The sequence below is a fragment of the Selenomonas sp. genome (assembly GCF_052169755.1).
Classification (GTDB): domain Bacteria; phylum Bacillota; class Negativicutes; order Selenomonadales; family Selenomonadaceae; genus Selenomonas.
On the sequence record NZ_JBQNBV010000112.1, the window covers coordinates 1 to 6577 of the forward strand.

The following is a 6577-nucleotide window of genomic DNA, read 5'->3' on the forward strand; positions in this document are numbered from 1 at the left end:
GCAGATCTGATCGGGACAGTCCGCGCTCTCGATGCGGATCGTGCCGCCGCCCGTCTCGATGACGTTCTCGTGCTCGCCATAAGGCACGCGAATATGGCGCTCCTCCTGCAGCTCCTGCTGTGTGAAGCGATAGATCACCACGCCGTCCTGCACGACCTCGACCGCGTCCAACTCCGGCTCTTCTTCCCCGCGAAAAGCGGCGATGAAGAGCCACGCGCCCGCCGCGCCGAGCAAGAGCGCGGCGAAAAGAGCGAAGAGACGCGCCTTCTTTCCCCCGTTCATCGAATGACCTCCACTTCTCCCGTCAGCCCCTCGCCCGCCGAGAAGCGATCAAGAAGCCCCTCGGTAATCCACACATGACCGTCCATGCCGACGAGCACCATCTCAAAATCCTGCCGCTCGCGCCAGAAAGCGGCGGCGCGATCCGCGCCCATGACGAAGAGCGCCGTCGAAAGCGCGTCCGCTCTGCCGCCCGATGACGCGACGACGGTGGCAGAGGCAAGTCCGCTCATGGCAGGCGCACCCGTCGCAGGATCGAGGATGTGCCAATAGCGGTTTCCCTCTGCATCCGTGAAGAAGCGCTGGTCGATCGCCGAGGTCACGACGGCGGCGTCCGCGACCTCGACCGTACCGAGAATCGCTCCGCCGAAAGGATTCCGAAGCCCCACGCGCCACGGTGCGCCGCCCTCGCGCGTGCCGACCGTCTCGATATTGCCGCCGAGGTCGAGGAGCGCCGAGCGCACGCCGCGCGACTTGAGCCCTGCCGCGACAAGCTCGCCCGCATAGCCCTTCGCCACCGCGCCAAGCTCGACGCTGCTGCCCTTTTCGAGCCGCGCCGTACCCGCCGCCTCATCGAGCTTGAGCTTTCCCGCTCCCGTCAAGGCGCGCGCCGCCTCGATCTCCTCTGCCGCCGGCACGCGATGTGCGCCGCCCGCAAAGCCCCAGAGCTTGAGGAGCGGCAGAAGCGTCACGTCGAGTGCACCCTTCGTCTCCTCGCGCACCGCCTCGGAGAGCCGCAGAAGCCGCATCGTCTCGGGCGCGAGCGCGGTCATTTCGCCCGCGCCGCCGTTCAAACGTGCGACGTCGCTTCCCTCGCGCATCGCGCTCCAAAGCGCATCGAGCGCGAGAAGCTGCTCCTTCGCCTCCCGCGCCGCCTCGGGTGCGCCTTCGCCATAGACCTTGATCGTCATCTTCGTATCCATCGCGAAGAACTCCTCGCTCGCCTCGTATGCGGCGTGGGAAACATCTCGGTTCGTCCGTGTTGGCAAACAGCCCGCCGCAAGAGAAGCGGCAAGAAAAACGAGCAAAAGGCACAGGGCAAGATGCCCTGCGCCTTGGGTTGCCAAAGAACGCTCATCTCTCATGCGCCGCGCTCCTGACCGATACCGATTGTGCAGCTTCTGCAAAAGAATCATCGTTACTTTTTCGCTTCATCGAGCGCTTTCGTCGAGGCTTCGATGAACTGCTCATAGGAGATCGTCGCGCCCGAGATGGCGTCGACCTTGCCCGGCTGCTGGCGCTCGACGAGCTGTGCGCCGTAGGTCGCATTCGCCTTGACGGCGTTCTGCGCCTTCTTGTAGTTCTGCGCATCGCTGACCTGACCGTTCTTCTTGCCGTAGTCCTCGCCCTTCATCGTGCCGTCCTTGTCGATGCCGAAGTACGTCGCGCTTTCGATCTTGTGATCCTTGATCGTGATGGCGATCTTGCCGTGACCATACTCGGAGTTCTCGCTGCTCTCGCCGTTATACGTGCCGTCCTTCGCCTGTGAGAGGTCGATATCGGCGATCTTCTTGACAGCGACGCCCTGCGGCGCCCCGCCGTCCTTCGGAGCGTCCTTCGCCGCCTCGTCGCCGCAGCCGACAAAGAGCGCGGCGCTGACGGCGACGCTCAAAGCCAGCGTCAAAGACTTCTTTTGCAGATTCATTCCTTGATCCCTTCCTTCGCTTTCGCCGCCGCTTGTTCTTCGGCGCTCTTCTCCACCATGTGACCATGCTCGATGACGACGCATCGCTCCGCTGCCGCACCGACTTCGGCAGAGTGCGTGACCGTGAGGATCGTATGACCTTCGGCGTGCAGTTCGCGGAAGATCTTCATGACAAGGTTCTGATTGACCTCGTCGAGGTTGCCCGTCGGCTCGTCCGCAAGTATCAGCACGGGATAGTTGATGAGGGCGCGTGCGATGCAGACGCGCTGCTGCTCGCCGCCCGAAAGCTGACTCGGCAGATGGTCGGCGCGGTCGGCAAGACCGACGCGGTCGAGCGCTTCGAGCGCTTCCTTCTTGTCGGGGATGCTGTGATAGTACTGCGCCGCCATGATGTTCTCGATCGCCGTGAGGTACGGGATCATGTGAAATTGCTGAAAGACGATGCCGATCTTGTCACGGCGAATCAGCGTAAGCTCGTGGTCAGAAACCTCCGTGAGATTGATGCCGTCAAGCATGACCGTGCCGCTCGTCGCATGATCCATGCAACCGATGATGTTCATGAGCGTCGTCTTGCCCGAGCCGGAAGGGCCCATGACGGCGAGCCAGTCGCCTTTTTCCACCGTGAGGTTGACATTGTCGAGCGCCTTGACCTTGCCGTTGTACGCCATAGTCACGCCCTTTAACTCCAATAGACTCATAAGACCCTCCTACTCTCCCCGCAAGACGATGGCGGGATCAACGCTCGTCGCGATGCGCACGGGGATGAGGCTCGCGACGCCCGTCACGATGACGGACAAGATGACGGCGAGCACGGCGATGCCCGGGGCAAAGGCGATGCCGCGCGAAAAGACGTTCAGGCTCACGCTCTGCGCGAAAAGGTAGCCGAAGCCGCTGCCTAAAAGACCGCCAACGAGACCGAGCACACAGCCTTCTCCGAGAAATTCCACGACGATATTGCCGTTCGATGCACCAAGCGCTTTCTTGAGGCCGATCTCACGGCGGCGCTCGGTGACGACCGCCGTCATCGTCGTCGTCACGCAGATGAGCGTCAAAATGAGGACGATGATCGTCACGAGCAGGATCAAGATTTCGAGCTTCTTCAAGACGTTGAACTCCGAGTGCGCGATCTGCTGCACTTCCTGCGGCTCGATGCCGGCGTTCGCCGCACGCACGGCGTCCTCGACGGATTTCAGGCTCTCGCCATCGGCGACGATACTGAGCTGTGCAAGACCGATGGCATCCGGCTTCTCGGCGATCTTTTGCAGCTCATCGAGATTCAAAAAGGCGAACTGCTCTTCCTTGCCGCCCGTCGAGACGATACCGGAGACGGTGAAGGGCATCATCGCTTTGCCCTCGCCCGCACTGACGGTGACAGTCTGACCGATGAGCTTGTCCGTATCACGCGCGATCTTCGATGCCATCTCCGATCCTATGAGGATTTCCCGTTCGCCTGCTTTCGGATACTCGCCCTTGACCATCCAATAGGGGCTGACCTTCCTGACCTCGGAAAAGTCCGTGCCGCCCGTCAAGACCGGCTGCTTATTGACCTCAAGCCGCTCATAGAGGAAGGGAGCGACGCCGACGACATCGCGGTCTGCCAGCGAAGCGCGCACCTTCTCAAGCGATGCACCGCCGAAGGTCTTTGCCTCGCCTGCGGGCAGGAGAAGCACGTTCGCGCCGTAAGCGCGGAACTCGCGCCCGAGCTGCGCCGGCACCTCACGATAGACCGTAATCATGCCCGAGATGATCGCCGCGCCGACCGCGACTGCCAAGAGGGCGACGAACATGCGGGCTTTCTGGCGAAAGAGCGCCCGCACGATCATGCGCAGAAACATTTCCAGTTTTTTTATTCTTCCTGCCATATCGAATCACCTGCCATGAAGGACGCTTGCGGGCTGCAAGGAGAGAAGCATACGGATGGCGGGCAGGCTGCCGATGAGGAGCATCAAAGCCATGAGTCCGCCCACGATGGGAATGACGACGAGATTGTTCGCGATGCTTGAGCCAAAGACCGTCTGACCGATCGCCTGTGCAAGCGCAAGTCCGCCGAAGTAGCCGACGGCGCCGCCCAAGATGCCTGAAATGAAAATTTCCGCAAGAACGACGAGCACGACGGAGAGGTCGGTTGCGCCAAGCGCTTTCATCAAGCCAAACTCGCGGCTTCTTTCCATGATGTTCGCGCTGACGAGATTGGACACGCCGAGCGCCGCCGAAAGAAGCGAAAGCCCCGTGATAAGCAGCATGAGCATCTGCGTCTTTTCGAGGATCTTGCCCTCGGACTCGGCGATCTGACGCACGGGCTGCGCAGAAGATCCGGGGATCGCCTCCTCGATCTGGAAGGCGATGGAGCTGACATACGCCGTGCAGTACCAGATCTCGCGCTCCTTCTGCGAAAGGCGCTCGGGGTTCTCCGCCGCCTTTCGCGCAAGGTCGTTCTCAGGCGTCGTGACGGCGGAAACCTCGATCTTGTCGATCTTTCCCTGTACGCCCAAAAGCTCCTGCGCAAGCGCAAGGTTCACGGTCAGAGCCTCGTCCTCTGCACCGCCGCCTGTGACGACACCCGTGATCTTCAGCGTCTTTTCTGCGCCGTCTTTCGTGCGGTAGGAGACCGAATCGCCGGGCTTCAAGCCCAGCGCGCCCGCGAGCTTCGTTCCCACAAGCGCTTCGTCGGGGCTTTCCGTCGGCCACGCGCCGTCGATCTTCCACCACGACTTCATTTCCTTCTCGCCCGTCCGCATCTTCTCGCCCGTCGGCAGCTCGACCTCATGATCGAACCATGTCCCCATGACGGGTACATTCCTGCCGTCCGCAAGCGCGACTTCACCCGAAAGCTCCGGTGCGAACGCGACGATATTGTTCGTCCAGAAGATCGTCTTGATCTTCGCCGCATCCGCCTCGTTTAAGTATTCCCTGCGTCCGCCCTCAAGACCATAGACATCCTGCAGCACAGAAGCATTGCGCGGCGTGACGGTGATGTTCGCCCCGTAAGCTTTCAGTTCTTGATTGACCTTCTCACCGATGTCAAACATGACGTTGAGCATGGCGGCGGCGAGCGATACGCCGAGAGCCGCCGTCAGCGCGATGAGGAAGAAGCGCTTCCTCTGGCGAATCAGAGCGCCTTTTACCATCTGCCAAAACATTGTATCCCTCCTTCACGCATCAGCGGAACACGTCACGCGCCTTTTCCAAGGCTTCCTGCGGCACGCGCAGCTTGCCGTCCGCCACACTGTACTCGATGGGGATCGGGTTGCAGCCGCCCTTCGTGCCGATCGTCGCCTTGTTCATCATGACGTCGCAGAGACGGCAGATGACTTGACCATCCTTTTCATAGTAGCCCGTCGGACCGCAGATCTCGCAGGCGTCAAGCCCGACGCCATAGGAGTTGCCGCCCTTTAAGATCACGATGTAGCGCACCATCTGCCCGCTCGCTGTCTGATAGACGAAGCGATGCAGATGCCCGTCGTTGACCACCGAGAGATCCACATCGACAGAGCCGTCGACCGCCGTGACGGGGACAGCCGGCACGAGTTCTTCCTTGCGGTTCGCATAGCTCGCGCCGAAACTCGACAGAAAGACCATGCCCGCGAGGAACAGCACCGTCGCCGTCCCCCAGCGCCGCTTGTGCATCGCCTGCATGATCATGCGGCGATACTGGGCGGGATTCGTGCCGGCAGGACGCTCGGGTTTTTTCTGCGAGAAGAGCGTCAGCGGCACAAAGAGCAGCGCGAAGAAGATGATGAAGATGAGCCACGATGAGCGGTCGATGATCGGCGCCATGATGGAAAGAAGCGCCGCGCTGTCGAGGATGTGCCGCGCCATCAGCACCTGCACAAGGAAGATGCCCTGCTGAATGAACATGGCGCCCGCCTGAATGACGAATACGAAAAAGAGCCTTCTCGGATTGAGCGCCGCCGCCGCCTTGTAAGCGACATAAGAACTGACGACACCGAAGAACATCCCTGCCGCAAAGCCTGCGAGCTTCACGGCGACCGTCTGCGTCATGTAGTCGCCCGCCGCCGATATGATCGTGCCGATGGGAATGAGCCAAAGTTCCATGCCGTGATAGAAGAAGAGCAGAACGCCGATAGCGCAGGCAGAGACTTGCAGCGGTCTTGAAAACGTCTCCCTTTGCCCTGCGCCGCGCACGAGCACAACGACGAGAATGATCTCCGCAATCATGGCGAAAGCGATCGCACCGGCCTCGGCGACCTCGCGGCTCACGGCGTTTCGCGTGCCAACACGCGCCGCCACAATGGCGACGGACAGCCAAAAGCCCCAATGAATTGCGGTGTTATAATTGCGGCGATACTTTTCGAGCGGCAGCCGCCGCAGGATGGCGAAAAGGATGCCGAGCGGCACAGCAAGCGTCAGCACCTGCTCCATCGCCGGCACAAACTGTTGCAGGAACATCTGCAGCATATTCTACACCTCACTTTAAGGAAGCGCTGATAAAATGAGGTCGCCCAGATTTGCACAGATGCGCTGTATCTATAGCGGTCAACGTCAACCAATCATGCGGCGCGCTTTGCACTTGCATTCTTGGGACGTTTTCGCATACGAGCCGTTGCCCAATCAGCTTCACCCTTTCAGGGTTCGCTTCTTGGACGGCTCAGCAAGGAGACAAACCACAGGCGTAGCGGTGCTACGTCGAGG

At 60.9% G+C, this 6577-nt stretch carries 7 protein-coding genes; all 7 read right to left on the minus strand.

Annotated features, from left to right (window positions below; genetic code table 11):
• On the minus strand, nt 1-282 hold a 282-nt coding region (locus ACTTKG_RS08155), incomplete at its 3' end, for a NusG domain II-containing protein (RefSeq protein WP_442673720.1).
• Nucleotides 279-1364 carry an FAD:protein FMN transferase gene (locus ACTTKG_RS08160; RefSeq protein ID WP_442673721.1) on the minus strand — a complete coding sequence of 362 codons (1086 nt, stop codon included), beginning with the start codon at nt 1362-1364 and terminating at the stop codon, nt 279-281. The genes ACTTKG_RS08155 and ACTTKG_RS08160, both read right to left, overlap by 4 nt.
• Nucleotides 1365-1417: 53 nt before the next feature.
• A complete protein-coding gene (locus tag ACTTKG_RS08165) occupies nt 1418-1924 on the minus strand; it encodes an FMN-binding protein (RefSeq protein ID WP_442673722.1) in 507 nt (168 codons plus the stop codon).
• A complete protein-coding gene (locus tag ACTTKG_RS08170) occupies nt 1921-2622 on the minus strand; it encodes an ABC transporter ATP-binding protein (RefSeq protein ID WP_442673723.1) in 702 nt (233 codons plus the stop codon). The genes ACTTKG_RS08165 and ACTTKG_RS08170 overlap by 4 nt, the downstream gene beginning before the upstream one ends.
• A gap of 9 nt (nt 2623-2631) precedes the next feature.
• Complete coding sequence (locus ACTTKG_RS08175; RefSeq protein WP_442673724.1) at nt 2632-3786, minus strand: ABC transporter permease; 1155 nt, start codon at nt 3784-3786, stop codon at nt 2632-2634.
• Nucleotides 3787-3792: 6 nt separating this feature from the next.
• Nucleotides 3793-5064 carry an ABC transporter permease gene (locus ACTTKG_RS08180; RefSeq protein ID WP_442673725.1) on the minus strand — a complete coding sequence of 424 codons (1272 nt, stop codon included), beginning with the start codon at nt 5062-5064 and terminating at the stop codon, nt 3793-3795.
• Between the two features lie 19 nt (nt 5065-5083).
• Nucleotides 5084-6343 (minus strand): Fe-S-containing protein, encoded by a 1260-nt coding sequence (locus ACTTKG_RS08185; RefSeq protein ID WP_442673726.1) that lies wholly within the window; start codon nt 6341-6343, stop codon nt 5084-5086.
• Nucleotides 6344-6577: the final 234 nt, after the last annotated feature.